Raw genomic sequence first — 26222 nt, 5'->3', positions numbered from 1 at the left:
TGTTCTGCAAGATTTTTTAAATGAGATGAGGCATAGATTGAGAAATTTAGTGATCTAAATAATTAGGGTCTGTTGACATTTCACAACTGAATTGTGTTGTCAGCTAAAATTGAGCAGGTAAGGCACGAAATACAGAGAATGGCGAGACCATTTTCAAATTTCGTAACGAAGCCTGAGATAATTTTAGCTACAACCTTAAAATTCAATATTTTTTATTGGCAGCTATTTTCAGAATTATTCAATTTATCATCTAAATCTTTAAGATCCTTTGTCCATTCAGCTTTACTCGCCTTGATAAAAAATGGTTTATCTTTCGAGGCTTCGTATGCTTTAAAATTATCGACGATATGTGCAGTAAATGCTTTATTGGCTCGCCAAGTCTTGCAGTCTCTTTCTGCTTGAATCTTGATTTTGTCTGCTGGATTTGTGACCTCACTCCCATCTGAATATCTATACACATCTGAGCCTTGAGTTTGTGCTTCAATATATTTTGTTAATAATCGGTAGTATTGATCTTCAAACGATGGATTTGATTCAGCAAAGCTATTACTTACGGCAAATAGTGCACAGATAAATATTATTAACTTCATTTATTTTTCTCATTCTTGAGTCGTAGTGAAAATAGTAAACCACTCTAACATGCACTGTTTTTCTTAATCATCAAAAATGTAAAATCAAAAAACTAAATCTGACTTTTTAAAACCTAAGTTTAGATACAAAAGTGATGTGAAAGAGAAAGTTGAAGAATTCAAGCAAGAATCTGATATTATAGCCTGCACTTGCTGAGCTTTAATATTTCCAAAGCTTTCAAGTGGTTTTAGTAAAACCTGTACTCAAACTGGTATAGCAGCTTACTAAATAAATATTATGGATAAATTTCAAGAGGTTAAAATCGAAATGCTTCTTATGATCGAAAAGATTCATAATACAAACCTTTACAAATTACGCAAAATTTAAAATTACTTTAATTCTTTAATATTAATAATTTAACAAACCTAACCAAATCTAATAAAACTATGCAAAACGCATCACTTTGAGTACGATATTGAGTACAGTTATTTTTTTAACAAAGTGTACTCAATGTTAAGTGATACGAAAATAAAATCATTAAAGCCCGCTGAAAAAATTTATCGCGTTCTTGACTCAATGGGATTGTGTATTGAAGTCCGCCCAAATGGTCGAAAGTATTGGAGATATCGTTACCAATGGGAAAAGAAATCTACGACTTTAGGTCTCGGTGAATACCCTAATGTTTTATTAGCTGAAGCTCGAAAAAAACGAGATGATGCTAAAACTCTTATTTTAAGTGGTGTTAATCCGTTAAGCGAAAAAAAATCTAAAGAAAATACAGAAAAAATAACAACCTTTAAATCAATTGCTCAAGAATATAGAGACGAGCACTTAAAAAATAAATCAGAACGCTACATCAATCAGTTTAATACATCAATGCAAAAAGATGTATATAAGGTAATTGGTGATAAGGATATTAGAACTGTTACATCTGCCGACATTCTTCTAATTCTAAAGAACACTACTAAACGAGTAAAAAGACAAAAAAATTACGGCACAGGTGAGTCTACAGCACTTCAAAATAAACAATTTATTGGAGCTGTGATCCGCTATGCAATTATGACTTTACGTACAGAGTATGATCCTACTCAAGCCGTTACTGGGGTAATCAAGCGCCCACCTATTGAACATGCAAGACCTCTTACTAAAGAGGAGAAAAAGCAAGTAAGAACAAATCTTGAAAACTACAATGGAACAGAGACAGTTAGAAATGCAGGAATGATACTTTTATATGCAATGTTACGCACAATCGAAATTAGACGGTTGCTCTGGGAATGGGTAGACTTCCAAGAAAAAACAATTACCTTTCCTAAGAATGCCATGAAAAAGAATCGTATTCATATTTTACCTATGTCTTCTCAAGTTTATGAGGTTCTTCAACGGCAACATAAAATTTCAAATAACCGAGAATTTGTTTTTCCTGCAGTTTACAAATCTGTAGGCATGTTGAGTGCCTCTACTCTAAATAGGATGCTTGAATATGTAGGGTTGAATAATGTTTCAGCACATGACTTCCGCGCCACAGCCTCCACTTCGCTCTACGAGAAAGGATATGAAGAGGCATGGGTTGAGAGACAGTTAGCTCATGCGGAATCTAATAAAACTAAAGCCTCGTACGATCATTCGAAGCATCTTCAGCAACGCCGTAAGATGATGCAAGATTGGGCAGATATTGTTGATGGGTGGAGAGATTTATGATTCCACATACCCAACCTATCTACTGTGTTTTATTCACGTGAATTTTAATGTATTCTGTAGCTGATCACTTGAAGAAGGGTGATCGATAATAAGATGGTGGATGTTTAGTGCTCCCTGCTTCGTGCAGGGATTTTTTTTGCTTCATATAAAGCTACTTTCATACATGATGCGCAATTTTTATTATTGTTTTGGCGAAAATGTCATTACGGTTTTGCTTTTTTAATAGTTTTTATTCCAAAATTATTCCTAAGGAAAAGCCTTGTTTAAAAGCTTTATTCTTCACATCATTCAAAGCACTACACACGTTGAATTTGGCTACTGTATCAATAATCCATAGCGTAATTTCTTTGCCCTGCCCTGACTCATGTTTTAAGAGTTCAGGGCAAGGTACAATCAGATTAGCTAGAATCGTCGGTGATAAGTGAGTTGATGTTGCGCAAGCCGTCATCATCAATACAGACAGCACTATGTATACTACAAAACAAATTAAATAGTTTGCATGATTAATCAAAAGCTGCTAAGCTGCTTTTGTATTTTTTGGTAAACTTTAGGTCAGATTGTGAAAAACATTGAGTCTTTCAAACTAGGTGAGTTGTTCTGTGGTCCAGGAGGAATCGCGCTTGGTGCTAAATCAGCTCTTCACAATAAATTTAAAGTGAAGCATGTATGGGCAACAGACTATGATGCTGATACCTGTAATACTTATGCAGAAAATATATGTGATGGAAACAAGTCATCTGTTATATGTGAAGATATTCGAAAACTTGATATTGAAAAATTAAAGTCTATTTCCGATATTGATGCATTGGCATTTGGTTTCCCGTGTAATGATTATAGTGCTGTAGGTCAGAAAAAAGGTATCAATGGTGAGTTTGGTGCACTCTACAAGTATGGTGTTAAAGTACTTGAAGAATTTAAGCCTAAATGGTTTTTAGCTGAAAATGTTGAAGGATTATCATCATCTGATGACGAAGGTGCTTTAAAGAAAATTCTACAGGATCTGTTTGAAGCTGGGTATTCAGTTTATCCTCATCTTTATTCATTTGATAAATATGGTGTTCCTCAAGCAAGAAAAAGAATAATAATTATAGGTATACGTAAAGATATTAATGTCCGTTTTTACCCACCATCACCTGCATCATTTGCAAATATAGATACAACTTGTCGTAATGCAATTGAAAACCCACCAATCCCCTTGTCTGCTAATAATAATGAGTATACAACACATACAAAATCTGTAATTGAAAGATTGAAATATATCAAGCCTGGTGAAAATGCATTTACAGCAGATATCCCATCACATCTTCAACTGAATGTTAAAGGCGCAAAAATAAGCCAGATTTATAAACGATTAGATCCAAATAAACCAGCATACACAGTAACCGGTAGTGGTGGTGGTGGTACTCATATGTATCACTGGAGTGAGCCACGAGCTTTAACCAATAGAGAACGGGCAAGATTGCAAACTTTTCCTGATGATTTCAAATTCATGGGATCAAAAGAAAATGTTAGAAAGCAAATTGGTATGGCTGTCCCAAGCAAAGGTGTGCAAATTATAATCGAAAGTTTATTTAAGTGTTTGGCAAATGAACAATATGAAAAAATTGAGTGTAGTATAAAACCTCTTATTCATTAATTTAATTAAGAGAAGTACTATGACTCCGGAAGAAAAAAACCTTTTTAATAATTATCCACAACTTACTTTGACCCTTCTTAAGCAGACAGGTGATGAAACTGGTGAAAAATCTGGACCCAACTGGGGACAAAGAGATAATCGTGAAGGTGATGAAATGTATATTCCGTTACCTTCACGGGAACAAAATACAGGTTTTTTCCCAAGCACTGGTGAAAATTTCACTGTTACGACAATTGATAATAAAGTATTCAATTGTGTTCGACAGCAAACTGATGGAAAAGCCATCACCACAGTTGGTGATATATCTTTATTAGGTCGGTATATAAGAGAGAAAATGGATATCGGACAATTTGACCCTGTAACTAAGAGTGATTTAGAAAATTACGGCAGAACAGATGTAACCTTTTATAAAAAGTCTGATAAAAATTTTGTTATGAGTTTTGAAGTGCCTGTTGAAGATTAATCTATAAATTAATCAAAAAATAAAGCCCTCATTTGAGGGCTTTATTTTTGTAACATTTTGCCAATACACTCCAAACACTAAATACAACAAAAACATTGAGTTATTATTTTTAAAAATTTTGGCCACTCTTATTTTTTAAGTTTGGCCAAGTAATATTTTGCCAATCAATTAGAGGACCATGACTCACTTAATCGCCGTGCATCAGCTGCGTGTTCATCAGCTGCTTTTGCCACTGTTCGATATTCTGTGATGCAGTTTTCGAGTATGTCATTGTTGGTATTGGTGTACTCAATGATGGTTTCTCGGGAACCTGTGGACATACGGCTGTTTGCAATTTTGAGTTGCTTTGACAGGCTGTTAGCACTAGCAGTAGCGGAATCAGCATCAATTTGAATTTGTTTGATTTTAGCATTGTAATTTTGCTCAGCTTTTAGAAGTTGATCTGACCATTGTTTTTCTTTGACTGCTGCATCGGCTTTGGCTTTAGCAATCTCTGCTTGTTGAATAATTTCAGCTTGTTTGAATTTTTCAATCTGCCCTGTTTTGTTATTCAGCAAAGCTATACAAATAAGCAATAAAAAAGCGAGAAGTCCGATTAAGATTTCTCGCCATGCTTTTACAGCTAAATATAGATAGGTCATTTTAAGAATAACTCCATTTCAGCCTTGCGACGTTTTACAAGTCCATTGAGAACTTTACCCCCTGCTTTGTTCCAACGCGGAAATTCAGCAGCCGTACCTTTGTAGTCTTTGGTATTTAGTTTTTTGAGCAACGTTGAGCTTGCTAGGTTCGTTTCACCCAAGTTGTAAGTAAATGAAACCAGAGCATCGAATTGATTTTGTGTGAGTGAGACTTTGACCAGCTTATTGATAGCATTTTCAAAAGTGACTAAATCATTACGAAGATATTGTTCAGCTTGAGCCTCAGTACAAGCATCGCCTTTTTTAACTCGAATGCCATTCGGATATTTGATTGTGCCAAATCCAATGGTCCATACACCCACACCGTCGTCATAAGCTTTGAGTCGCAAGCCTTCAAAGCTTTTGATTAAGTTGATTCCTAAATTACTTGTTTTCACGGCAACTTGCCTCCCGATATCACTGCTTTCCAAATCAACACAAATGTATCGATCGCTTTACCACCTAAATGTCCTGCCATGCCTGCAAGTACTCCAATCAATACCAACGGCATATCCCAATAAATACACAATAGAACTGTGATAATTCCTGCGAATGCAGAGACAATTAACTCACCGAAAAGTCGCATAAATATCTCCTTCAACGGCTTGGGTTCTTTTGATTGATTTAGCCTGCGAATGAAGGCGACTAATCCTCCTAGCATTGCTAAAGCAATCATCCACCCGTAAGTAATGAGACCAGTAACAATCTCTTTTAATGTTTCTTTATCCACAAAACCTCCAAATTTTGGCAATAAAAAAGCACCCCGAAAGATGCTTTATGGTTGAAAACTTTAACTATCAGCAGTTGCCTGTGTGATTCGTGATGAATAGTTCCACGAAGTCGGCTTCCAAACGTCCCTTGCTGCAACACGCACATAATATGTGGTCGTTGATTGCAAGCCTGTAATCGTGCAAGCATTTTCGGTACCTGTCCAACGTGCTGCAGTTGTATCAGGATCAAAAATTGCATTGGTACTAATCCACACTTGGTAATCTTTTAGATCCGGCACTTCACTTGGAATCCAAGTCACTGTGATCGAATCTGCAGTGGCAGAGGTGTAGACGTTCAACAATTGTGGTGGCACTGGATTACTGATATTCAACTCAGCAAATGTGCTGATAATCGAACCATTTTTACTTGTGACACGTACTGTATAAGCACGTTGAATACCGTCGATTTTCGCTTCATCCATACTGTATGAATAATCTGTATTCGTCGTTTCAACTGTTCGAAGTAATACACCATTAGACCAAATTTGAACAACATAACCCGTTGCACCAGCTGCACTTTGCCATTGGACTTTAAAGCTCATTCCTTCAAATGCAGACTGAAGTGATAAGCCTTTGACACCAGCTGGACGTCCACCATTGATGGTGTAACTGTAGGCAGTCACTTCATCCAAGGTTTCTTCTTTTTGCTCAAGGCCATTAAAGCTGGTGAACTTCAAATAAACCTCTTTGCCAATCATGTTCGGATTAAAATCGTACTCAAAAATGGCACGGTCAATACGAACAAATGATTCACCTGCATTGTGTGAGCTTGCATCATCAAAACGCCCACGAAGCATGCCACTTAATGTATAGCGCCCTGATCCATCCAAGGTTGCATCAACATAGTTAATATATTCATCGCCCACCTTACACAAGGTTGCATCAACTTCAGCATCTTCAAGCGTACCACCAAAGATTTGAGATGATGTATTCAACTGGACTTGCATAGATGTGTCATCTGCATCAATTGCCGAAACTAAGGTACCGTAACGCGCTGAACCATAGATTGTCCCGATCATTTCATAAGTCGTGTTATCTATACTCGCCCAGACGTTACACCCCCCCCAATTGATACCACCGCTTGCCGCAACCCAAATCTGATTTTTACCATCAGTCAGTTCTAATGGAGGCTCAAAAATTACCGGCGCATTAACATTACCTGGTTCCTCATTACCTCCCTGATAGCCATTTGACGCCTGCAAGTCGTATTCAACTGCTGATCTTGAGCCTAAGGCCAGTTCTTCTGCGGTCACTGTAAGTAATCCGTCCTGATCCTCCTCGATGCGGGTGATACGCACGGGAAAGCGATCTAAACCTAAGGACTCATCTGTCAGCGTCACTATGTCCATCGGCTCGAGTCGGCAGTACTTCCAGCCGAGATCAAATTCATACTCATTGCGCACGTAAAGTTTGCGCTGCAGCAATAATTGCACGGCGTGTCTTGCAATTTTTGGTTCACAGAAGAAGTCGTACTTCACTGGATCTTGTGTACGTAGTCCAAACATTTCAATATTGGCTTGGTCTTTCGCTTCGACCGTCTCGGTATTGTACTGATTGAAGCGATTCACGTACTCAATCTGACAGTGATTAAATGCATCTGTGTCACGGCTACGCTTCACGCGAACGGGCTGATCATCACCAATGAAGTCATCATCTGTTAAATGATAGGCTGGTGTCAGATCCGGTGTAAACGTGACTCCATTTCCTGATACTGCAGTGTCACCATAGGACCGAATTTTTAAACCATCCGGGCTGGGTACAATCGCACAATTTACCACCTCAACGATTTCATTAATGATTTCATGCGCGGCACGCTGTTCTGTCAAAGCAGGACTAATCAACAAATTAGTGGCTGCACAATATGTTCGAAATTCGGATAAATCTGCCATATTCAAACTAGGTGCTGCACCGTACCGCGGATTTGTGATGAAATCTTCAATCACATCAGCTGGATTGGCATCATGAATTGTGTCAGAAAACGTGATGTCGCTAATCACTTCAAAGTTATGATTCGATAATGATGCACTACCACCTAAGTCATAATTTGCACACGCGATATAGCCGAGAAATGGATAATGTACTGCCTGATCAGGATGCATGGATGCCAGATAACCCCACACTGGGTTTTGGTCACCGTCAAAGAGTTCAAATCCGAGCTGGTCGATTGGTTTGAGCTGCACACCGCCTTCAGTCTTTGGAACAATCTGCTCCTTGTCTCGCCAGATATTGCCAATGTCGCGTATTTTGGTTTCACAAAGACCCAACATTAATGATGCAGAATACGTATATGTAGTGTTTTTGGTCTTGGTTTTACCACCTTTACCACCAGATTTAGTAGTTGTAGTATGGGCGGTGGCTTTAAAGTCACCATACCAAAACATATTTGCTGCAACGCGATTTTTGCCGTATACCAATGGCTGTGTCAGACCATATGCTGATTGCTGAATACGCATTGAATTAATACGTTTATCCGAGGTACTAATCGTGGTACTGCCAAATATTCCACCCATTATTTTTTCAGCCTCTTCATACGAAAAAACCCGGCGATTCGCCGGGCTAAACTTCCTTTGGTCCCATCTTGAAGAATGACTCCTAGATGGATATATGAATGAATGATCGTTGGCCATTCGACGACAATTGCGCCATGGCTGACGCATTTGCCAATTTTATAAAGCACAATATCTCCCGGCTCTGGTGGCCCGTCCACTTCAAAGCAGACACCCCGGATATGCTCAAGATATCGCTCACCCATTTGATGCATGTGCCAGTCTGGCGGATACGGACGCGGATCTAAATGGTCCATGAGTCCAACTTTTTCATAAACCTCACAAATCAAGGTTCCACAATCCACCCCAACGCCTTTGACACGCCCCTGGTGATGGTAAGGTGTACCGAGCCATGTAAGCGCCTCTTGTACTGCTTCAAGGTTTTTCATAGGTTGACTAAATAACTAAATATTAAAATGTGGAAAATTCTTATGTCGTTTTACCAGCTCGCTGTAGCCTTTTCTAACTCTGTAAGTGATAACGCGCGGTTATAAATAATCATGTTTGAGAGAGCTGCATTACCATCAGCAGTCACCCACCCTGAAACAGCAGATAGTAGTTGAACCGTATTGGCCTTGAAATTCGCATCCATTGTTGTATTAACACTGTATGCTTTACCATTTACCGCATATGAAATAACACCATTATTCCAAGATATCGCAATTTGATTTTTTGGCGTTGTTAGTGCGATTTGAGGCACTAATACTTCAGAACCATCTTTGAATAAACGGAGTGTTAATATATTTCGCTCAACACGTCGATTCATTGCTAGATAGTTATTTTTATCAAATCCAATTTGTACATATGGAATATAGTCAGATTTACCATTGTTGATATTGGGTTTGTTCTCCAAGATATTTAATATAATACAGCCTTGTGTTGACGTAAAAATGTCCGTCGCTGGAATAGACATGCTTTCAGATGCCTTTGTTGCAGCAGATACACTAGGGACCGCACTTGCACTTGTTTTTGCTACTAGCTGCTCTACTTGAATTGCTTTTGGACTGCCAGACACAGTGATAGTTGGTGTTAAAGTACCACCAGACTTCAGAGTAAAGAATTGCGGGTCGTTATATGTACCAGTACCCCCAATAATATCAACCTCGCTTGCAGATGCTTTAGCTGAACCCCCCAGCGCATAACAAGCAAAAGTATTTGTTGTAGACGGTAGTGCGTTTGTTTTCTTTGTAGCAAGTGTTGACTGATCAAAAAAATTATAACGAGCCTCTTCAATTAAAATCCCGAAAGTATCATAAGCAGGTAAATACGATCTACGCGGAAAGTTAGCACCTACTTCGCTAATGTTTAAATTCTCGTCAAACACACGCCCCCGTGATGAAGAACGCGCAACTTGAAAAACTTCATCCATTGGCGCATATTCCTTATTACCGTTGGATTGAATAAAGTACACATCATTTGCAATATCGGCACTCAAAAAATAGTCAAGTGGGCCTTTATAACCTGATGCATCACTAATTACATTCGTTGCTTTCTTATTGCTTGTAAAAGATAAAGCCATTTTTAGACTCCTTCAATTTGAATAAGTTGTGTTTTTGCATGAAATAGCTGCCAAAGATTATCCCCTGTAGCCACATTGCTTGATGTCCAAAAAATATCGAAATGAACCGAGTCCTCAGTCACATTCGGAACAATTGAAGCTTTGTAAGTATTTAGATGCTCACCTTCGAGCATTCCAACCTCTGAAAATTGCCAAGAAAATCCATCATCACTAATTCCGAGGAACAATTGCCCTGTGATTCTTTGATCATTGATAATCGTTATAAATTGATTGCCACAATAGCGTGTTTCTTGATGCCATGAAGTAAATGGGGCATCAATAAACACTGGCTCAGACCATGGTCCATACAAGCTATCTGATAAACGATAATTAAATTTATTGCCATCAAACGACTCATGAATTACATCATTAGATATTGAATACATAACCCACTTATTAAGAAGAGGATTAAACAAGATATTAGGTGAGAGTAATAACTCAGATGATATCGGGGTGATTGCTTCACGTTCGGTCCAGTTGATACCATCACTTGTTCTACTCATCCACAACGAAAAACCAGAAGCTGTTGCTCCATTTCGCCAACACACACAAAATTCACCTGTTGTGTGATCATAGACACCAAAATTATCAGAGTTGTAATTGTAGGAGCCTGGATAACGCTCATAAAGCGGTTGAGGCATATCTGACAACAACTCAAAATTCACCAGATCATTTGAACCGTAAACGCATGGGTTTTCGTAATAATCTTTCGTGTCTCGATAGGGCGTTAACAACAGAAGGTGTTTAAACCCACGGAACGTTTTGTAAAAATTACACAAAAATGGATGCACAACATGATCATCTTGATAGTAAGGTGTATCAATTTTGATCCTTTCGGCTTGTGAAATTTTTAAGCTTAGGAATTCAGCTTTATTGCTGATTTTAAACTTTTGACTACACAATCCTGTCGGTATTGGTAAATCTGAAATATGACTTAAATTGCGATAGCTTGATATCAATGAATTGAAATCATCAGTAAGCAATTCATAAGAAGATGGAATGCCAATAACCGAATTGCTCTCTTTATGAGCAAGAGCTTTTAAAGATCTACCACCACCGAAAATCACATCCCCGTCATTTGTAAAATCAAAAACAAGATTACCTTCTACATCGTGTAGCTTGAAAATAGATGAATCTTCAGAAGAATCTGCTGAAACAGAAAGTAACAGCTTAATAAACTGCGCCACACCTTTACCATCTAATGCAGCTAGGTTTAAATCACCGTTTTCTAATAGTTGAGCAACAATACTTTCGTCTTTATCTCTAAAATCAAAGAGACTTTGTGAGGAGTTTTCATCTAAAGATTTGGTTTTGAAATCAACATACTGTTTTGCTTGATCCAAAGTTGATTTAGGCAAATTACTAAGTTTGCCAAATTTTGCTGTTTCAATATCACCGTCACTTAAAATTCTAGCTACTGTATTTTGTTCCGAATCATTGAAATCAAATAAGCTTTCCAAAGCATTATTTTTTAATTTTAGATCAACATACTGTTTTGCTTGATCCAGTTCACTCAAACCCGTGTCGTGCCAAGATGGTGAGCTTTCTCCTGCATGCTGAATCCAAAGCCATACTTTTTTAGTATCCATAGCTTTAGCGGCTTTTTTCGGCAAAGTTGGCTTACTAGCAAGAAGTTCTTTTTCTGTAGAAAATGGCTCGAATCCGCCTGTTTGCATGATTTGATAAACTGCATTTGCGAGTGAAGGATATTCACTACCGCTTCGTGTTGTCACATTATCCGTTTTTGAGCCGTTTACTGCTGTATTTAATCGGTCCGCATCTTTGTCAGCATCAATAAGTTTTTGCGCTGTAATGATCTGATCTACCATTAACTTTTCTCCAAGCATAAAAAAAGCACTCTTTCGAGTGCCTTGTATTTCAATAAAATTTAGATAAATGAATGATCCATTTCGTAATATCGATCATCGTAATTAATACATGTAAGCTTGTTCGTCATTGCATCATTCGGAGACATTTCAGAAAGCATAAATGCTTGTTTTTTAGATTCTTGTGATTTAACAATTGAATAAGTCGTTTTTGCATAACGATCTGGATCTAAAACCAGAGCTTTTTTAGGTGCCCTACTCAATAGAACCTCATTAGAATATTCAGTTTTAAAACACTGAATCATGTCAACTGAGCCATCTGATAATTGTAAATAACAGTAGTAAGCCGAGCTTTCGTCAAAGATAACATCTTGTGAAAGCGTTAGAGTTAAAGCATCTATTGACTCAACTTCACCGTCTTGTGTGCTTGAAATCGTATTATCAGCAACTAAAATACGATCATTGATCATCAACAAATTGGATTCATCTAATCCGTCGAATTCAACTGCAACATTCTGAAATCTCAGTTTATTCCATTCTCGCCATGCCCTTGTTTTTGCAACTGCTTCATTGCGAATACCTGAAGTGGTAATCTTCATCGGATTGATCGCAGAGCTATCAGAAGGGATAGTATAAGTCACACGCGCATCATCATCTGGTGATGTATATTCGAGTTCGATTCCGTCATAATCTTTCTCAATTCCGAATGAATATGTACGCTTTTCAGAGCTTGGCACTTTATTTCGATGATTAAAAAGTAATACAGAATTCTCTTGCGGCTTTTCAAATTTCAATCTTAGCTTGTTGCCGAAACGTGTTGTTTGACAGAAACAAGCAGAAGCAATCATGCCAGCTTGTTCTTCAAATGACAGTGAGTCATCGTCAAACGTATATGAAAATTCAGTTGGACCAGAGCTATTGAAATAGTTTTTCACAGCCAGTATTTCAGTCTTAATCTGCTCAATATCTACTTCATCAATAGATCTGCGCCCAACATATTTATCTAAAGCTAGATTAATGAGCGCTTGCCCTGCATCTTTAGTTGCAACTAACTCGCCAGTTCCATCAACTTCTAATTTGCGTGTCACTAAAGCATTTGCTTTACGCTCTTTAACAGATAGAGCACCACTTGTTGCAACCGTTTTCATCAGCCATGTTGTGACATTTTCATAAACAGTTTTAGTTGATTTAGTGAATGCATAAACGTCTTTGACTTTAGGAATGCCGTAATATTGAGAGTCTGTAGCCATTCCAAAACAAATTCTAAATCTAAATGAGCCGATGAATTTATCAGAGAAATCAATATTTAAGGTTCGACCGAAATCATTCAATATTTTAGATTTGAAGTAGAGTTCTTTCTTATAAATTTGTCCGATTGGCTGATTTGTAACAGCATCGATTTGCTGATATTCAACTATGACATGTGTTTGAGTTGCATCTTGTCGACCAGATTTAGATTGCCAATATAGTCCAGTTTGCCAATACAGATTTGCGTAAAACCCTTCAGCTTCTGTGAACTCTACATCGAACCAGCCGACCCATTTATTTGAAATTACATTGAGCTGCACATCATTGACTTGTCCAAGTGTTGTACCTTCATTTAAATATGTCAGCTGGTCCCAGTCGTCATTGATAGCGCTAGGATTTGTAAGCGTAATAACTGAAAAATATGCAGGTGTCGTGCTTGTTGCAGCGCTGTAACCCGATACATTCGTAATCGTATAAGTCCCACTGAGATCAACACCTTTTTCATTTTTCGCAAAAGTAGCAGATGCATTTACTGTTTCTGAATCTACTGTTATGTAGTTCCAGTTGTAATTCACTACTTTTGGGCTTTGCAGTGTCAAAAGGTATGTATAAGTTGAACCACTTACGCTATATCCAACACTTGAGATGTCGTAATCACCTGAAATATCGTAGTAATCAGTATGCGTTTGAGCTTCTTCACCTTCACCTAAAGTTGTAACTACTGCGACATTCACCCCTGAAAGTTTTAATGCTTTAAATCCGCCAACATCATCAATATAAGTATCAGAAACAATTGAAATCGTTAAATTTGAATGAGCTGTGATTGCCCCGCTAATTGACTGATCTAATGTACCAAATTGTGCATTGTGGATTGCAACATTGTCGCCATTTGAAAAATACTTCGTGAAATCAATACTGCTTGAAGTTGTACGAATGATATTTGGCGCTTCAAAGTAGATTGACTGTGATTCTATTGCATCATCATTTGGCTTTTCTAAAGTCTGGCCATTAATTGAAGATGACTTTTTAGTATAAAGTGGTGCTTCAGTAAATCGAGATCCGACTTGATAGATTGGTGTGCCAGAAACAATATCAACATTTGGATCGAAGATTGAAACCGCACAACCATTAATATTTGCAATATCAGTTTCACCATCTTGGCAGTCATGAATCTTATAGTAGCCACGCCCGATAACCATGAGCGTATATTCAACCTCTAAGCCTGTGCTTGCATCATAGAAAGTATAAGGCTGAGCGATTAAATCAGCATAGGCCCTTACTTGACCGTAAATGTCTGGAATACGAGCTTTTACACGTGCTTGGTTTGATCGATTGGCAAGTTCATTGTTAGATGATTTTAGCTGTGAAGTATTAGCTTTCGGCATTGTGAGTATTGAATACACACTAAATGCAGCCATAATCCCAGTCACTATCCAAAATGCCACCATAAAAGGGTTTGATGGATAAATAACTACATAAAAAACGCCATTAAGAACTTCTAGATATTCAATATCTGTCTTATTTTTTGGTGTTATATCCCGATTTTCAGCTATTTCACCGTGATAAACATGAAGATTCTCAGGGCATTTTTGGTTGAAATACTCAACTAAAAATGGCTCTAATTTCTCAACATTTTCAAAAGTCTCATTTTTAGATTTATCATAAAGATCAGGAACAATAATGACTTTCTTCATATATAAAATCTCACTTCCCTGAAATTCATCCGAACCATTTCAAGCGGTATGTAGTGCACGCCTTGCGGCGTTAGGTGTAAAAGCTTGCCGCAATAAAAAAGCCCGACATGTGTCGAGCTTCGGTTGTTATTTGTGAAAAAAACTATGCAGGGGGAAATAGGTTCACTGAGTTGTTTAAATTTTCCTTTTCCATTTAAGAAGTTATTTAAACGCTTTGATAGATCTTTACCGGTAATTTGCTTCCATGCCTCACAAGCAAACTCATTACATGTATATTGCTTGGACCACGTTCGATCAAGGAGATTATCTATAGACATCAAATCCCCCTCAAAAGCGGATAATTCGTAAAATCATATACAAGCCCTGTACCTACACTATTTAGATCAGGTGCTTGAGCATCAAAAGTCACAAGTCCACTTCCATCTTTAGAAACCTTTGCTATCTCTAAGGTTTGCAATGTCAGCATCGGTGCAGAAAGATCATCGTCACGATAAATCTTGTATAAAAAGCTCGGTCTTAGTAGCGGATCGTCTGAATCTAAGATATTCATAAATTCTTCGATCAGCTCATCATCAACATCAGCAAATGTGACTGAAATAGCCTGATCTAAATCATTCGTCACATTATTACGTTTGATTGTCATTGGAGCGTATTCAAAGCTCAAACCATTTGCCGTAAAGCCTTCTGTATCACTAAGTGTGTATCGATAAACTTTGCTAAAAATCGGATGAGAAATCTCAACACATTCAAGCTGAGTAACACCGCCCTGACAATCAAGGAAAAACGAAGTGTAATCACTCAATTTAACCCCCTTAAGGCATTTGGAAGATCGACATTGACAAGCTTTTCAAGGGGATTAAACAGATCTGAAAGATCAATACCCTGCGAGCCAGATTCAACAATAATCTTATTTAATTCACTATCTACAATTGGCTTAACTCGAAGCTGTGCCGTGCAGGTAAATACAAGACCTTCGACACTATTTAATTGAAATGAATCTTCAACAAAATAGCTTTCATAGTTCTTATATTCAGGGCCATTTACTTTGAGTGGAGCGTAGAAAAACTCGTTAGGATTCTCGCACCAGACGTTATACAAAGCATCCAGGTATTGAAATCCTGACTCTTGCACGACCCATTGCACATTTACAGTGTGATAAGCGTTCTTGATATTTCGTCTATAACGTGGTGCTCCACCATCTAATTCTTGTGAGATAACTCCACTTTTATATCCAACGGAGTAACCACTTTGAGTCACACATTTTAAGAGTACATTTGGCATGGTTGCTCCATTAAAAAACCCACCGAAGTGGGTTATAGAATTGCTGATATTTAAATTGGTAGCTTTTGCTGATAAGTCGCAGTAAACCAATCAAAACTATCTACACATTCTCTCAATTCAAGTTTCTGATCGGGTTTAACAAACTGCCATGCAAGGCTTGAGCCACTTATAAAATGATCAGTCGCCCTACTGTAAATAGTTGGGTTTAGCTTCTTAATAACATCACTAAATTCTTGCCACCAAGATCGTGCCCAAATCATATGAATTACCAAGGCATGCAAATTACATAAATCACCCTCACTAAACTGTTTCCTTTCAGCACTACTATACAAAGCAATCAAATGGTGAACATATTCCACGGCGACTGGAATAGCGTCGTATGGGATGTCGGCAACATCATTCACATTAAAGCGTTGATGGATTAACTTCCATGCTTGACTAGAATTTAGATGCTTGGTCTTAGTCACTAACAAGGCATGCGCTTCATGTAACGCCGTGCGTTCTGATTTGTGGGTTTTAGGTCTAGGGTTTATAGCTTGACCTTTCGTCCAGTAATCCCATAAAACATCATCACATTCTTCTTGATACTTAATTACAGTATCTCGAAGTTCGGGTTTTACTTTGTTTGGGCTGATTGTCATTAGCCAACCAAATAGTTTTCTTACTGGTAAACAAGTCATCAAGCGTTCTTTACCATCATTTGCAACTATTGTGATTTCCACAATAGTTGAAGCAAATCGTTGTTTTAACTTAACAAATTGTGATGCCCAATCCATACCTATACCATCAACAATTGGTTTCATTGGTGTATAAGGTTGCCCATTATGCTCAACTAAAAATAATTCAGCATTGTGGAAAGGTATGGTTATTTGTTGTAAACTGTTCATGTGGGTGTTCATCCTTAGTGATGGCAACTAAACCTTGCATTGATTGGTAGTCGGGCAAGGTTTTTTTTGTGCCTGTTGATTTCATGCTTTCGCACTCTTGTGTTTTTCAATTAATAATTTAACTGCCTCGTTCAGAAGAAACACCATTGAGCGTTTCTCTGAATCCGCAATCCCTTTAAGTTCTTTATGTAAGTCACTTTCTAAACGACCTTTCACATACACAATTTGATTTTTCATCTTGCCTCCAACTTTGCCACACTCTGTGGCGTTTAATTAGCATAGCCACATTTTGTGGTATTGTAAATAGATCAAGACAACATTTTGCCACTTTTTGTGGCATGAGGAATTTATGAGCAATCAAAGCGACCACACAATCGTAAGACTTCGTGTTCCACCTGAGCTAAAAAAACAAATTGAAGAATCAGCAGAAAAGAATAATCGCTCTCAAAGTGCTGAGATGGTTGCAAGGCTTGAAAAGAGTTTTGAAAAAGAAGATACAGAGAAATTTGATAAAGGATTTGTTTTGCAAGTAATTAAAAACCAACAAGATCAAATCGATCAACTTCAAAAAATGATTAAAGATTTAATGAACCATCCCGTATAGCCATCAATTCACATGCAATAAAAAAAGCACCCTAGGGTGCTTGAATTCATAAACCGCTTGTATCTTTTCTATCTTTTTCTTTAAAACAGCTTTGTGAGTTTGATAATTCATACGACAGTGTAACTTGTCCAGAATTTGGACCATTAGCACGCGCCTTAAGCATTATGTTCTTAACCCCATTTTCTTCATTTGGCTCCCATGCTGCTACCAGCGTTCGCTCTTCTTTATATAGCCCCATTGTCCAGTCGTTAGGTTCTTTCCAAATACTTCCAGACCTTAAAAAATTATAATCGCCAACAGGGGTACCGTATTTTTCTGTAAGAGACTCTTTAAGAGATGCAAACTCATCCTTAATACCATCCCCATAAACATTTGTTGTAATCGGCTTCCCCCAACCAAGTACTTTGCACAATCCATTTTGCGGTGTGATAAGCATAAGATAATCTTTAAAGGCTTTGTATGGCTTTGGAACATTTTTAAAAGAGTAATAATTCTTATCTAAAACCTCTGCAACACCACTAACTTTTTTAACGTCAGCTAAGGACATCCCTGTTTTTAATCCGAAAGGTGCTTCTGCATTAGCAAATCCTGAAAACAAAAGAATCCCTATTAATAATTTTTTCATTTTTAAACCTTACCAGTTGGAATTAACTTTTTGCTGAGTTTTAATCTTTTCCGCCATCTCATCAGCAGATTTATTTAAAGCATCCAAAGTAATTTTAGCAGATGATGTTCTTTCCGTTATTGGATAATTGCTTTCTTGAATTCTTACATTTCCGCTCATATGGGAAGGTTGATAATGAGTTAGATTATCGTAACTTACACGCATTCTTCCATCCTTAGTGTCAACTCTAACGGTAAAGTCTACCCGATCCCCATTTGTCATTGTCATGCAATCAGCAAAACCCGAACAACGATATGGCATGTTTCCTTTCCCAATAATAGATCCAGTTGCTTTATCTTCATACTGAATAACCGCATTTGCTGAACGAAAAGCTGTAGCAAACCATTGACGAGCACCGTCATAAATCTGAGCCTGATTTAAACCATCAATTTGGTACACTTTCTCAAATTTCACTGGTTCTACTGGTTGTTGTGGTGTAGTTGCACACCCACCCAAAACTGCACCAATACCCAAAACACCAATCAATAATAATTTTTTCATTCTAAAGCACTCCTTGAAGTGCTTATAAAATATCAAGTTAATTAACGAAAAGCCACTCGAAAGTGACTTATCTTCTTCTGCTAGCAGTAGTATTTTGCTGTACCGACTTTGAGATTTTACTATTTGGTCGAGCCATTGAATTAGCAACAAATTGTTCAACCTCATCAATAGTGACATAAATTTTTCCATCTGCACCACTTGTAGCAGTCACTTTAGAAGAACCATTGTTATTAATCACAATTTTAGGCTCAATAGATACCTGCGAGGAATTAGACTTGGAGTTCTGGATTGATTCAAACTGTTTTCTTTCAAAGTTTGGATTTGAATTACCAACTATCCCACCATCAGAATATCCTTTTTTACCACTTAATCGCATTGCTTCAACATTCGCCACACCACCCCAACGAGCAATGTCTTCTTGTGAAAAAACTACCTCACCCTTGTGTACGATACCAGCAGGGACATACTTTCCACCAAACCCTGTATATCCTCCAGTTGCAAAACCCGTAAGAGCTTGCGCCTCTATCATGGCTGCATTTGTTAATCCAAGTGCCAACATTGAACTCGCCATAGGGACATTATATGGTGCTGGAATATTTGCCAATGCATTACCATATGCAGAAAATGCCTGAATCACAGCTTGACCAACGGCAACTTGCTGCTGAATAAAGAACATAGTTTTATAAATACCAGATTGCTCGCCTGCGCTATCTTTCATGATACTAGTCATATTTGACCAGATCCCACTAAAGTTTCCTAAACCTTGATTGGCTATGCTTAATTGCGCACTTATAGCATCACTTTCAGCAGTTTGACGCTTTTTAATAGCCTCCATAGTTATTGCTGTTCTTTGGTCTTCAAATGCTTGCTGAGCTTCCAATATTTGACGGTGTTTCTCATCATCATCTAAACCGCTGTTGATAATGCTACCGATAGCATCACCTTCCTCTACGCGGCTTTGTGATTTAGCACTTTTTTCATAAAAACTAGCATAATCAAGAAAGTCTGACTTGCTCCATAGTCCAGTTTTACCTTGAGCCATATTCATTCGTTGACGAGCATCCCAATACACATCGCCAGTTTTTTTGGAAATAGACATTTGTTCAGCAATCGTAGCCATTTTTGCCTTAGTTATTTGATAAGCATACTTATCATCAATGGCTTTTTTTAAAATTTTTAACTCAGCTTCAGCATATCTTCCAGAAATATTAAGCTGATCCTGTAAAACTCTTTTTTGGTACTCTAGTTTCTCTACCTCATTCCACTTATATCCATTGAGTTCTTCATTGAATTGGAGTTTTGCTAGATCATCTTGAGCATCATATCGTTCCTTAATTTTTGGGATTAAATCAAGTTGACCTAATTTTTCAGCGTCTGAGATTTCCTTAATTCTAGCTTTGTTTCTGGTAATAGCATCAGAATCATATTTAGCCCTAAGTTGATCAATCTCTTGTTGGGTTTTTAAAGCCTCCTGAACAAACTTATCCAGATCTTTTTGCGTCTGAGAGCCATCAACAAATGAAATAGAACCGTTAAATGCCGCTTTCCATGCTTCTTGAGCCGATTTGCCAGATGCAATCGCTTGGGCATAAAGTTCACGACTAGCTTTTAATGCATTTTGCGCATCTTTAACACTAATGCTTGATTTATTGCTAGCCTTATCTCCATCGTAATAAGATTTGCCAGTCAATGGGCTTGCCACAGAAGCAAACTCTTTTGCTAAATCAAGATTTGCAGCAGTTAAATTATCACTCTTACCTGTGATGTAATCTTCAATACTTCCACGCCCTTTTTTTGCGGTAAGTAAATATTGCTGAACTATGCGCTCTTGAACCTCTGCAGTAAATTTTTCTGCAGAAGAAACTATTCCAGCATCAATAGCGCCTTGGAGTGTTTTAGGGATTGTTTGGTATTTTCCAGCAGCAAAGATAGATCCATTTTTTTGTAAAGTTCTGATTTGACCAACAGTCATATCAACCAGATTAAGCTTTGATCCTATACTATCGCCCGCTTTACCTCTATTGAAAGAATTGTAACCACCTTCACCTCGAGCAATCACTGAATCGACAGTCATCGACTTAATTGTTTTTTCTCTGATTTTTTGCTGTTTTTCTAACTCTTTGGTTTTCTCCTGTTCGGCTTTTCTATCTTTTTCATCAAGATTTTGAATCTGCTGTTTTAGATTCATCTCTTTTATCAAAATAGTAAAAGCCCCCATATCTACGGGTTGATCTTTTCCGAGCAAACCTTGAGATGCTTTGAGCTTTACATATGCTTCGGCATATTCTTTTGATATACCTTGTGCTCTGAGCTTGAGTACTTCAGAGTCTGTCGAGATATTACTTAATGAATCATTGATGAACTTTTGAATATCAGCGCTTAAATCTTTAACTTTTGAAGAAGTAGTGATTGCTTCTTTTGCAATATCATTTATGCCATGCGATGCATTTGTTGCTTTATTACCAGCCAACTCAGCATCCACACCAAAAACTTTTAAAGCCTCCTGAACTTTTTGAACGATAGGTAGTTTTTCACGATAAAGCTCATTGTCTTTTTCAAGCTGTTTAAGCTGCTCTGGATCTATAAAGTTAAGTTTATTTAAGCGCTTAATTGCCTCTTCTTGGCTGATTATGCCTTTCCGCACATCATTAGAAATATCAGCTATTTCAACGCTAGACTTATAATCATTTTGAAGCGCAATTACGTGAGAATTGAACTGGTAATTTAGTTTTTTCAGCGCTTCATTTTGACCCTTGAAAGAATCCTCAAGATCGCTTATTGCTCCTTTCTTTTGAACACCTTGCAGTGCAAGTAACTCTTCTTTGGTTTTATTTGCAACATCGGTTTGTTCGGCAAGTTTTTCAGTAGCCTTTGCTGTGTTATCTCGCATCAGTAAATAGCTTGCTGCCAAGGTTGCCACAGTAAATCCAATACCTACTGGGCCACCTAGAACTCCGAGCAACTTTGAACCAATTCCCAGGCTAGCAGTAGCTGCCGCACTTGATCTTGCTTTAGCTGCTGTTAGTGCTGTTTCTGCTGCTGTAAGTTCTGCCGTTACTTGAGCTTCAACTTTTCTAAGTTCTGCCATACGCTGCCCTGTGGCAACCTGACCTACCATACTTATTTGATTTTTAGTTCTTTGTAATTCAAGTGCTTTTTCTGCCGCAACAAGTGCCATAGTAGACTGAACACTGTTTAACTTAGCTGTAGCACTTGCAACCTCTTGTGCTGCTGCAGCACGTTCAGCTTGAATTAAACCGAACCGCATCGCAGTTTGATCTGCTAAGGATTTTGTTTGTGCAATCCCTGCTGCTATTCCTCTATATAAAGTTGGGATATAAGTTCCAGCCCAATAAGCACCACCTATCATTACGGCATTCGTAGCTAAATCAATATTCTGTGACAACACTTGAATTGAATCAGCCAATGTTTTAGCTGCACCTGAGCTTTGCCCTGCTTCACCTACAAATTTACTCAATTCGTTATTTAGCAAAGTGATTGATTGACCGATTGTGATGTCGGTTTTTGAAAATAAATCATCAACCGAAGATTTTGCTTTGGTAAGAGCCTTAACCAACTCTTCGGATGTAATTTTCCCTTGTGCCGCTACGGTACGAAGTTGACCAACAGTAATCCCCATGCCTTCAGCAATTGCTTTTGCAAGACCAGGGGTTTGTTCCATCACACTGTTTAATTCTTCGCCACGTAATGCACCAGCACCGAGGGCTTGGTTAAATTGAATCAAAGCAGCTTCAGAACTTGCCGCGCTCCCACCTGAAATCGCCACAGCCTTAGATACTGTTTCAGTCAATTGCGCTGTTTGTGACATGGTTAAGCCAAGTGCTTTGGCATTATTTGCAAACCCTTGATAAACCTGTGCCGCACTTTCCCATGATTGACGTGTTTTTTGAGCGATAGCAAAAGTATCACTCATTGCTTTGTTAAGCTCGACCTGAGAGTTTGTGACCAGTTTTAAGCGGTTTTGTAGACCTGTATAAGCATCCATCTTGCTAACAGCAGCACCAACTGTAACCAACCCCGCCATATGACCCGCCAAGGTTCGAGTAGCGACAGACAATGAATCCATCGATTTTGATGCGAAATCACCGTTTTTTTCGATGCTATTGAGTTCTTTATTTACTGCTTGCGCATTGATTAATGCTTGTCTTGAATCGATGGTGATTCGTAATACTGATTCAGCCATTTGCTTTCCTACGGGCGTAAAAAAACCCGCAGGAAGCGGGTTGGAATTAAGCGTTTTTGCTTGCTTCTTCTAAAAACAAATTATCTAACGCAAAAATACAGTCATTAAATATCCACCTTGGCACTGGCGATTCATACTGTTCGCAATACTCGTGCACTTCGCCTAAGCATAAAGACATAGGCACGCATTGTTCATATCGTCTTGATCGAGCAATGATGTAGTAAGCTGAAAGAATTGCTTCTGCTGTGTATGAATATTCAGGCGCTTGGTAATGCTCAGGGATTTTATGACCTAACTTTTTGTAGATTTCCGTGGCTTTTTCGGTGTCCCACTTTTTGCTTCGGTATTTGTAGAGTCGGATGACTTTCCCAGAATTTCTGCCTTTTTAGAATCGGCTTCTGTCTGAATTTTTTGAGCCTGATCTATCACCCACACAACTATTTCAATTGAATGTTTTGTACTTGTACAAAGCAGTTCGGCATTTTGCTTCGAGTATTCAAATAGTCCACCATCTTTATCTTCAATGCCTTGCCAATTAAGGATTAAATGAGAGACTGCTTTATGGTACGAGAGTGCAAATTCACTTGCTGATTCGTCTGTTACTGCTCGCCACCCTCCGATCTCTTGATTTACCTGAGTTCCTCGCAACTCCATTGCATGCTTAAATGATGGCTTTTCAATGCCAGCAATTAGAAACTTTGCCCCATCTTTATATTCAACGAGCTTGCTTGGAATCTTTGCTGATTCTTGTTCTTCAATTTCAATTTTCATTATGGACCTGCTACAACTGGAACGCGGGTAATCGTTGGCGCAACATCAGCAACAGCGAACGAAAATTGCGTAGTTAGAATATCACCTGCACTACCACTTGGTAGAGGAGCTGATAAAAGCACTTTAGGTAAATCTAAAATATATTTATTACCTAATGAGTCTTTCAATGTATATGAAATTTCAACTGGCTCATTTAAGAATTGTTTTTCATACATTTCAGCAGTGTTTTTAGACCAAGCAATCGTTGCATTTCCCGTACCTTTCATAATGGTTTCAAGGATTGCACCGATAGAATCTTCAAAATTTAAACACTTTTGAACCTGCATTGAATTATCGATAGTCAGATCAAGTTGTGTTACGCACATACCAGCTTTCTTTACACCATCAATTAGAATGTCACCAGCGCTCTGAGCAGTGAATAATGGCGAATCAATTGCAGGCGTAGCACCTGAAGCTTTAGACACTTCATAAGCTGTACGCTTCATTCCCATAATTGAGAATTTAGAAGTCACAATCCCACTGTCAGGAATTGATAAAGTCCACTGATTGAGGTGACAGCCTGTGAACACTTGATAGTTATCAATATCTGTAAATCCACGCTCAACACTAATTGTTTTGCGAGTAGTGCCGCCAAATGTTAATTTATTGGCTGTCCATGCATTAAATGCAACTGCTTCAAGCAAATCATCTTGGATACCATATGCAAATTCAGTTTCGATATCACCTGCTACATCAATACCAGTTACCAACGTTCCTGCAGCAATGCGAGAATCTTTAATAGTTTGTGATTCAGTTGTATTGGCTTTTGCATCTAAACCGTTTGATTTGTTTGCAAGTGTTTTCCAAGTTGTTGCAATTGTGCCAACGGCTGTTTCAATGCCGTAGCGTGTAATCTGTTTAGCACCTGAACTCATAGAGTTCTCCTTAATTTAGACATAAAAAAACCTCCGTTAAGGAGGTGGGTTGTTTAATTAGATCATCAAATTTCTTGAGTATTCGCCATATATCGAATATCCATCTCAATTTATCCGATATTCAAAAACTACATTCATTTGGTAGAGATCTTCTATTTCACCAACATCAATTACAGACCCAGTCAAAATTGTTAAGTGGTTGTCATGTTTAAATTGAAGATGTTGAATCCATGCGTCAGCTAGATTTGTTAATTCAAGTGTATCATTACCACGGCGATCAAAGCATTGAATGATGAGATTACCCATCGTTCTTACACATGGTTCATCTGCCATGCCTGAAATGAAAGATGGAGCATTACGAATAAATACTCGACACCAAAGCCCCTGATCAGGTGGCTCGAACGGCTGACTGGAATGCTCTTTTTGATTTTGCGTACAAATTACAGATTGATCAAGATAATCAAAACTATCGATTAAGCGCATAAAAGCTGCTCGCGCTTCAGTATGAGTCATCATTTATATTTCTCTTTAATCAATGTGAAAGTTACGCCGTATATTCCGAGCGGTGCTTGTTTACTAAAGCCACCTACTGATTTAATCACATGACCTTTGCCTTTTACCCAGCTACCATTCTTCACTGGATTTGAATATCCGCCGTATTCGAGCGCGGGACCATATGGCGCATTGTTTTGAATATATACTCTTGAGAATGGTACAAGCTGAGAAAGAATGCTTAAGCCTTTTGCTAGGGTGCTTGATCCAGTTTTATCACTGCTATTCGCATCAAATCCCATATCTCTTGAATTGATGCTCAGCCGATGATTACCCTTGAACGCCCCTGTATCCACAGGTGATGCCTCAATAACACCACGCAAGGCATCTGTAGCGATTTTCTTTTGATGGTCGCATAAGTCTTTTTCTATTTGTGCGATAAAATTAACAGGGTTATTTGTCCAGCTCATGACTTATCTCGCTCTGCTCATACATTTCAAATAAATCTTGAGCCAAAGCTTGAATGGAATAAGCCTCAAACTCCACACTTGGATCATTCTCACCCATTAACAACTTAATCTCTTGCCAAATATGTACGGCTTCGTGAAGTAAAAGCCCGTGTATTTGCATTAAATCCCATTGATTGGATTCAGCAATTTGAACTATTGCGTACCCTTGTGTGAAATTAACTCTCGCATCCGCTCCACCATCTAGAAATTTAAATGGTGCTTTCACTGTATCAAACAAAATATCTAATTGGATTTGATTTCTAACAAGCGTGTAGTTAAGGTGCTGAAATGGTGTTTCATACCACTCAGGAACATAATTGTTATTGATCATTAAACAGACCTTAGTTGAACTTTCCAAATCGTTTTAGCAGGATCTTGACCAACAAACATCACTTTGAATTTTCCAGATGGTGTAATCCACTCATCATTCACCAGTGGTTTCGCCGTTACTTCGTTTTGAAGCAATGTCGCTTTTTTATCTGTAGCCAATACGCCTAAGGATTGAACTTCATACTGGTTATAACTACCAAAAAGCACACCATGACCTGAATAATTTACCACTTCCTCAAATTCATATTTACCAGTTACCCGGTCATATTTACCACTGTAAGTGATGCGCTGGCATGTGAAGGTGTGCACGGCGTCAGCTAATTTATTATCAAATGCTTTGGATAGCTTGGATTGAATTTTATCTCTTAATCCCATA

The 26222-nt window shown here is 38.1% G+C and carries 28 protein-coding genes; 4 read left to right on the top strand and 24 right to left on the bottom strand.

Features of this window, described 5'->3' with window-relative positions; translation table 11 throughout:
* Nucleotides 1-212: 212 nt before the first annotated feature.
* Nucleotides 213-590, bottom strand: coding sequence for a hypothetical protein (locus F960_RS05185; protein ID WP_004859352.1), 378 nt, complete (start codon nucleotides 588-590; stop codon nucleotides 213-215).
* A gap of 490 nt (nucleotides 591-1080) precedes the next feature.
* On the opposite strand from F960_RS05185, the gene F960_RS05180 reads away from it, so the two are divergent.
* A complete protein-coding gene (locus tag F960_RS05180) occupies nucleotides 1081-2268 on the top strand; it encodes a tyrosine-type recombinase/integrase (protein ID WP_004859349.1) in 1188 nt (395 codons plus the stop codon).
* 229 nt (nucleotides 2269-2497) lie between these two features.
* Here F960_RS05180 and F960_RS05175 read toward each other — a convergent pair whose 3' ends face one another.
* Nucleotides 2498-2719 carry a hypothetical protein gene (locus F960_RS05175; RefSeq protein WP_004859344.1) on the bottom strand — a complete coding sequence of 74 codons (222 nt, stop codon included), beginning with the start codon at nucleotides 2717-2719 and terminating at the stop codon, nucleotides 2498-2500.
* Nucleotides 2720-2827: 108 nt separating this feature from the next.
* On the opposite strand from F960_RS05175, the gene F960_RS05170 reads away from it, so the two are divergent.
* On the top strand, nucleotides 2828-3904 hold the full coding sequence (locus F960_RS05170) for a DNA cytosine methyltransferase (RefSeq protein ID WP_004859342.1): 1077 nt from the start codon (nucleotides 2828-2830) through the stop codon (nucleotides 3902-3904).
* A gap of 19 nt (nucleotides 3905-3923) precedes the next feature.
* Nucleotides 3924-4367: a phospholipase D-like domain-containing protein gene (locus F960_RS05165; RefSeq protein ID WP_004859339.1), complete on the top strand. Its 444-nt coding sequence runs from the start codon at nucleotides 3924-3926 to the stop codon at nucleotides 4365-4367.
* A 164-nt stretch (nucleotides 4368-4531) separates the two neighbouring features.
* On the opposite strand, the gene F960_RS05160 is transcribed toward F960_RS05165, so the two are convergent.
* The 13 genes from F960_RS05160 to F960_RS22595 form a co-directional block, all read right to left on the bottom strand.
* Nucleotides 4532-5008 carry a hypothetical protein gene (locus F960_RS05160; protein ID WP_004859337.1) on the bottom strand — a complete coding sequence of 159 codons (477 nt, stop codon included), beginning with the start codon at nucleotides 5006-5008 and terminating at the stop codon, nucleotides 4532-4534.
* Nucleotides 5005-5445 carry a lysozyme gene (locus F960_RS05155; RefSeq protein WP_004859334.1) on the bottom strand — a complete coding sequence of 147 codons (441 nt, stop codon included), beginning with the start codon at nucleotides 5443-5445 and terminating at the stop codon, nucleotides 5005-5007. Before F960_RS05155 ends, F960_RS05160 begins: the two co-directional genes overlap by 4 nt.
* Nucleotides 5442-5777 carry a phage holin family protein gene (locus F960_RS05150; protein WP_004859331.1) on the bottom strand — a complete coding sequence of 112 codons (336 nt, stop codon included), beginning with the start codon at nucleotides 5775-5777 and terminating at the stop codon, nucleotides 5442-5444. The genes F960_RS05155 and F960_RS05150 overlap by 4 nt, the downstream gene beginning before the upstream one ends.
* Nucleotides 5778-5837: 60 nt before the next feature.
* Complete coding sequence (locus tag F960_RS05145) at nucleotides 5838-8327, bottom strand: phage tail protein (protein ID WP_004859328.1); 2490 nt, start codon at nucleotides 8325-8327, stop codon at nucleotides 5838-5840.
* A complete protein-coding gene (locus F960_RS05140) occupies nucleotides 8327-8752 on the bottom strand; it encodes an NlpC/P60 family protein (protein ID WP_004859325.1) in 426 nt (141 codons plus the stop codon). The genes F960_RS05145 and F960_RS05140 overlap by 1 nt, the downstream gene beginning before the upstream one ends.
* 50 nt (nucleotides 8753-8802) lie before the next feature.
* On the bottom strand, nucleotides 8803-9882 hold the full coding sequence (locus F960_RS05135) for a LamG-like jellyroll fold domain-containing protein (protein ID WP_004859321.1): 1080 nt from the start codon (nucleotides 9880-9882) through the stop codon (nucleotides 8803-8805).
* 2 nt (nucleotides 9883-9884) lie between these two features.
* A complete protein-coding gene (locus F960_RS05130) occupies nucleotides 9885-11768 on the bottom strand; it encodes a glycoside hydrolase family protein (RefSeq protein ID WP_004859318.1) in 1884 nt (627 codons plus the stop codon).
* Nucleotides 11769-11809: 41 nt separating this feature from the next.
* Complete coding sequence (locus F960_RS05125) at nucleotides 11810-14689, bottom strand: host specificity factor TipJ family phage tail protein (protein ID WP_004859315.1); 2880 nt, start codon at nucleotides 14687-14689, stop codon at nucleotides 11810-11812.
* Nucleotides 14686-15006 carry a hypothetical protein gene (locus tag F960_RS05120; protein WP_004859312.1) on the bottom strand — a complete coding sequence of 107 codons (321 nt, stop codon included), beginning with the start codon at nucleotides 15004-15006 and terminating at the stop codon, nucleotides 14686-14688. The genes F960_RS05125 and F960_RS05120 overlap by 4 nt, the downstream gene beginning before the upstream one ends.
* Nucleotides 15006-15491, bottom strand: coding sequence for a hypothetical protein (locus F960_RS05115; protein WP_004859309.1), 486 nt, complete (start codon nucleotides 15489-15491; stop codon nucleotides 15006-15008). Before F960_RS05115 ends, F960_RS05120 begins: the two co-directional genes overlap by 1 nt.
* Complete coding sequence (locus tag F960_RS05110) at nucleotides 15488-15970, bottom strand: hypothetical protein (RefSeq protein WP_004859307.1); 483 nt, start codon at nucleotides 15968-15970, stop codon at nucleotides 15488-15490. Before F960_RS05110 ends, F960_RS05115 begins: the two co-directional genes overlap by 4 nt.
* A gap of 50 nt (nucleotides 15971-16020) precedes the next feature.
* Complete coding sequence (locus F960_RS05105; protein ID WP_004859305.1) at nucleotides 16021-16857, bottom strand: phage antirepressor N-terminal domain-containing protein; 837 nt, start codon at nucleotides 16855-16857, stop codon at nucleotides 16021-16023.
* Nucleotides 16858-16938: 81 nt separating this feature from the next.
* Complete coding sequence (locus tag F960_RS22595; protein ID WP_004859300.1) at nucleotides 16939-17094, bottom strand: hypothetical protein; 156 nt, start codon at nucleotides 17092-17094, stop codon at nucleotides 16939-16941.
* A gap of 112 nt (nucleotides 17095-17206) precedes the next feature.
* Here F960_RS22595 and F960_RS05100 point away from each other — a divergent pair, with 112 nt between their 5' ends.
* Nucleotides 17207-17461: an Arc family DNA-binding protein gene (locus tag F960_RS05100; RefSeq protein ID WP_004859294.1), complete on the top strand. Its 255-nt coding sequence runs from the start codon at nucleotides 17207-17209 to the stop codon at nucleotides 17459-17461.
* A gap of 46 nt (nucleotides 17462-17507) precedes the next feature.
* Here F960_RS05100 and F960_RS05095 read toward each other — a convergent pair whose 3' ends face one another.
* The 9 genes from F960_RS05095 to F960_RS05055 form a co-directional block, all read right to left on the bottom strand.
* Entirely contained in the window at nucleotides 17508-18086 is a 579-nt protein-coding gene (locus tag F960_RS05095; RefSeq protein WP_004859291.1) for a hypothetical protein, read from the bottom strand.
* A gap of 9 nt (nucleotides 18087-18095) precedes the next feature.
* A complete protein-coding gene (locus F960_RS05090; protein ID WP_004859290.1) occupies nucleotides 18096-18626 on the bottom strand; it encodes a DUF4468 domain-containing protein in 531 nt (176 codons plus the stop codon).
* A 67-nt stretch (nucleotides 18627-18693) separates the two neighbouring features.
* Entirely contained in the window at nucleotides 18694-22830 is a 4137-nt protein-coding gene (locus F960_RS05085; RefSeq protein ID WP_004859287.1) for a tape measure protein, read from the bottom strand.
* Nucleotides 22831-23121: 291 nt separating this feature from the next.
* On the bottom strand, nucleotides 23122-23601 hold the full coding sequence (locus F960_RS05080) for a phage-derived protein YdaY family protein (RefSeq protein WP_004859285.1): 480 nt from the start codon (nucleotides 23599-23601) through the stop codon (nucleotides 23122-23124).
* A complete protein-coding gene (locus F960_RS05075) occupies nucleotides 23601-24515 on the bottom strand; it encodes a phage tail tube protein (RefSeq protein ID WP_004859283.1) in 915 nt (304 codons plus the stop codon). The genes F960_RS05080 and F960_RS05075 overlap by 1 nt, the downstream gene beginning before the upstream one ends.
* Before the next feature lie 105 nt (nucleotides 24516-24620).
* On the bottom strand, nucleotides 24621-25031 hold the full coding sequence (locus F960_RS05070; RefSeq protein WP_004859282.1) for a hypothetical protein: 411 nt from the start codon (nucleotides 25029-25031) through the stop codon (nucleotides 24621-24623).
* On the bottom strand, nucleotides 25028-25477 hold the full coding sequence (locus F960_RS05065) for a hypothetical protein (protein ID WP_004859279.1): 450 nt from the start codon (nucleotides 25475-25477) through the stop codon (nucleotides 25028-25030). The genes F960_RS05070 and F960_RS05065 overlap by 4 nt, the downstream gene beginning before the upstream one ends.
* Nucleotides 25461-25847 (bottom strand): hypothetical protein, encoded by a 387-nt coding sequence (locus F960_RS05060; protein ID WP_004859276.1) that lies wholly within the window; start codon nucleotides 25845-25847, stop codon nucleotides 25461-25463. Before F960_RS05060 ends, F960_RS05065 begins: the two co-directional genes overlap by 17 nt.
* Nucleotides 25847-26221, bottom strand: coding sequence for a hypothetical protein (locus F960_RS05055; protein WP_004859273.1), 375 nt, complete (start codon nucleotides 26219-26221; stop codon nucleotides 25847-25849). Before F960_RS05055 ends, F960_RS05060 begins: the two co-directional genes overlap by 1 nt.
* Nucleotide 26222 lies beyond the last annotated feature (1 nt).

The organism is Acinetobacter gerneri DSM 14967 = CIP 107464 = MTCC 9824, assembly GCF_000368565.1.
GTDB lineage: Bacteria > Pseudomonadota > Gammaproteobacteria > Pseudomonadales > Moraxellaceae > Acinetobacter > Acinetobacter gerneri.
The sequence above is the reverse complement of the archived record's forward strand: the minus strand, read 5'-3'. Positions and strand labels throughout refer to the sequence as shown.

What these genes read in the sequence shown, in the direction of transcription:
- F960_RS05185 (WP_004859352.1), bottom strand. Translation starts at nt 590, where the DNA reads ATGAAGTTAATAATATTTATCTGTGCACTATTTGCCGTAAGTAATAGC.
- F960_RS05180 (WP_004859349.1), top strand. Translation starts at nt 1,081, where the DNA reads ATGTTAAGTGATACGAAAATAAAATCATTAAAGCCCGCTGAAAAAATT.
- F960_RS05175 (WP_004859344.1), bottom strand. Translation starts at nt 2,719, where the DNA reads ATGATGACGGCTTGCGCAACATCAACTCACTTATCACCGACGATTCTA.
- F960_RS05165 (WP_004859339.1), top strand. Translation starts at nt 3,924, where the DNA reads ATGACTCCGGAAGAAAAAAACCTTTTTAATAATTATCCACAACTTACT.
- F960_RS05160 (WP_004859337.1), bottom strand. Translation starts at nt 5,008, where the DNA reads ATGACCTATCTATATTTAGCTGTAAAAGCATGGCGAGAAATCTTAATC.
- F960_RS05145 (WP_004859328.1), bottom strand. Translation starts at nt 8,327, where the DNA reads ATGGGTGGAATATTTGGCAGTACCACGATTAGTACCTCGGATAAACGT.
- F960_RS05140 (WP_004859325.1), bottom strand. Translation starts at nt 8,752, where the DNA reads ATGAAAAACCTTGAAGCAGTACAAGAGGCGCTTACATGGCTCGGTACA.
- F960_RS05135 (WP_004859321.1), bottom strand. Translation starts at nt 9,882, where the DNA reads ATGGCTTTATCTTTTACAAGCAATAAGAAAGCAACGAATGTAATTAGT.
- F960_RS05130 (WP_004859318.1), bottom strand. Translation starts at nt 11,768, where the DNA reads ATGCTTGGAGAAAAGTTAATGGTAGATCAGATCATTACAGCGCAAAAA.
- F960_RS05125 (WP_004859315.1), bottom strand. Translation starts at nt 14,689, where the DNA reads ATGAAGAAAGTCATTATTGTTCCTGATCTTTATGATAAATCTAAAAAT.
- F960_RS05120 (WP_004859312.1), bottom strand. Translation starts at nt 15,006, where the DNA reads ATGTCTATAGATAATCTCCTTGATCGAACGTGGTCCAAGCAATATACA.
- F960_RS05110 (WP_004859307.1), bottom strand. Translation starts at nt 15,970, where the DNA reads ATGCCAAATGTACTCTTAAAATGTGTGACTCAAAGTGGTTACTCCGTT.
- F960_RS05105 (WP_004859305.1), bottom strand. Translation starts at nt 16,857, where the DNA reads ATGAACAGTTTACAACAAATAACCATACCTTTCCACAATGCTGAATTA.
- F960_RS22595 (WP_004859300.1), bottom strand. Translation starts at nt 17,094, where the DNA reads ATGAAAAATCAAATTGTGTATGTGAAAGGTCGTTTAGAAAGTGACTTA.
- F960_RS05100 (WP_004859294.1), top strand. Translation starts at nt 17,207, where the DNA reads ATGAGCAATCAAAGCGACCACACAATCGTAAGACTTCGTGTTCCACCT.
- F960_RS05095 (WP_004859291.1), bottom strand. Translation starts at nt 18,086, where the DNA reads ATGAAAAAATTATTAATAGGGATTCTTTTGTTTTCAGGATTTGCTAAT.
- F960_RS05090 (WP_004859290.1), bottom strand. Translation starts at nt 18,626, where the DNA reads ATGAAAAAATTATTATTGATTGGTGTTTTGGGTATTGGTGCAGTTTTG.
- F960_RS05085 (WP_004859287.1), bottom strand. Translation starts at nt 22,830, where the DNA reads ATGGCTGAATCAGTATTACGAATCACCATCGATTCAAGACAAGCATTA.
- F960_RS05080 (WP_004859285.1), bottom strand. Translation starts at nt 23,601, where the DNA reads ATGAAAATTGAAATTGAAGAACAAGAATCAGCAAAGATTCCAAGCAAG.
- F960_RS05075 (WP_004859283.1), bottom strand. Translation starts at nt 24,515, where the DNA reads ATGAGTTCAGGTGCTAAACAGATTACACGCTACGGCATTGAAACAGCC.
- F960_RS05070 (WP_004859282.1), bottom strand. Translation starts at nt 25,031, where the DNA reads ATGATGACTCATACTGAAGCGCGAGCAGCTTTTATGCGCTTAATCGAT.
- F960_RS05065 (WP_004859279.1), bottom strand. Translation starts at nt 25,477, where the DNA reads ATGAGCTGGACAAATAACCCTGTTAATTTTATCGCACAAATAGAAAAA.
- F960_RS05060 (WP_004859276.1), bottom strand. Translation starts at nt 25,847, where the DNA reads ATGATCAATAACAATTATGTTCCTGAGTGGTATGAAACACCATTTCAG.
- F960_RS05055 (WP_004859273.1), bottom strand. Translation starts at nt 26,221, where the DNA reads ATGGGATTAAGAGATAAAATTCAATCCAAGCTATCCAAAGCATTTGAT.